Annotated in this window: 1 protein-coding gene; it reads right to left on the bottom strand. The window is 65.3% G+C overall.

Features of this window, described 5'->3' with window-relative positions:
• The coding region (locus tag AC1DPR_RS31855) for a Na/Pi cotransporter family protein (protein ID WP_477818008.1) at positions 1-1,584 on the bottom strand (1,584 nt) is incomplete at both ends.

The raw sequence follows: 1,584 nt of genomic DNA, 5'->3' as shown, positions 1-1,584 counted from the left end.
CTGCTTTCGATGAGCAGGCCGCTTTCGTCGAGGATGGGGTGGGCGACGGAGACGATGTGGGCGTTGATGCGCTTTAGGTCGCGCAGCATGTCGAGGTGCAGCGAGCTTGTCTGCAGGCTGTCGGCGCGACCGTCGCGCAGGCGCTCCAGATGCCGCTCCGACGATTGCTTTTCCATCCGGCGAACCTCGACCTTCACCTCCATCAACTGCCTGGCGAGATTGAAGTCGCCGGTGACGAGGATCGTCTGGGCAATGCGCAGATTGTCGATCGTAAGGTGGAAGAGCTTGCGCAGCTCCTCATAGCCTTCCTCGGAGAATTTCAAGCCGAGCGAAACCTTCTTCGTCACCTGCGGCATCAGCCCCTTCTCGATGATGTCGCCGATGTGTTCGAGATTGATGGCGTAGTCGATGATCACGATCGAGCGGCGCCCGTCCTCTTCGCTGAGCCCGGCATGGCCGAGCTTGGAGAGATAGATCTTCACCTCCTGCTGCAGGCTGTCGACCCGCTTTTCCAGCGACGGGATTTCCTTCAGSTTCGCCAGGTTGTTSGCCTCGAAGGCATCCGAGGCGCGCATCAGCATGCGTTCGATCAGGTCACCGACGCCGAGCACCTCCCTTGTCGCACTGGCCAGCGCCACGACCGGTGTCGCCAGCTCCTGCTGGTCGAGATAGCGTGGTCCGCCCTCCGCCTGGGCCTCCTCCGGCACCAGCCTGAGCATCAACCGCGAGAGGGGGCGGGAGAACGGCCAGGCGAGCGCAGCCAGCATCAGGTTGAAGCCTAGATGGGCGTCGACCGGCAGTTTCGCCGGCGTCAGCGGCAGCGTTCCAAGCAGGTCGGCGCCGTAGCCTGCGAGCGGCAATGCGATCAGGCAGCCGATGGCGCGTACGATCAGATTGCCGAGCGTGACGCGCCTGGCGGCTGCCGGACCGGCAAGCGAGGCGATCACCGGCGGAATGGCGCCGCCGAGATTGGCGCCGAGCACCAGAACGATGATCAGCCCTGCTGACAGGATGCCCGTCGAGGCCAGCGAGAGAATGAGGACGACGGCGGCAAGGCTCGACGACGAGATGAAGGCGATGACTGCGGAAAAGGCGAGTGCGACCGGCCAGGCATTGTCGAGCAGGGCAATGAAGGCGCCGAGCGCCGGCGACTGCCGCATCGGTTCGGTGGCGCTGCTCAAAAGATGCAGCGACAACAGCATCAGGCCGATGCCGATCAGTGCGGTGCCGCCGCCCTGGCGCGACGACGAGCCGCTGCGATGCAGCACCATGCCGGCAAGGATCACCAGTGGTGACAGCCACGCGATGCCGGTGGCGACGATCCAGGCGGTCACCGCGGTTCCGACATTGGCGCCGAGCAGGACGATCTGCGCCATGCGCGGCTTCACCAGCTCGCGCTCGACGAAGGAGGCGACCATCAGCGCGGTTGCCGTCGAACTCTGCAGCGCAATCGTCGCAAAGAAGCCCGAGACGAACGAGCGCAGGCCGCTGCGCGTGCCGGTGGCAAGGCCGGTGCGCAACCGCGCCCCAAACGCACGCGACACGCCGTCCTTCACCTGGGCCAGGCCGAACAGCAGCAGCGCT

It is taken from the genome of Rhizobium sp. 01T417, assembly GCF_056398905.1.
Note: the sequence above shows the minus strand (reverse complement) of the source record. Positions and strands in the feature narration are given on the sequence as shown.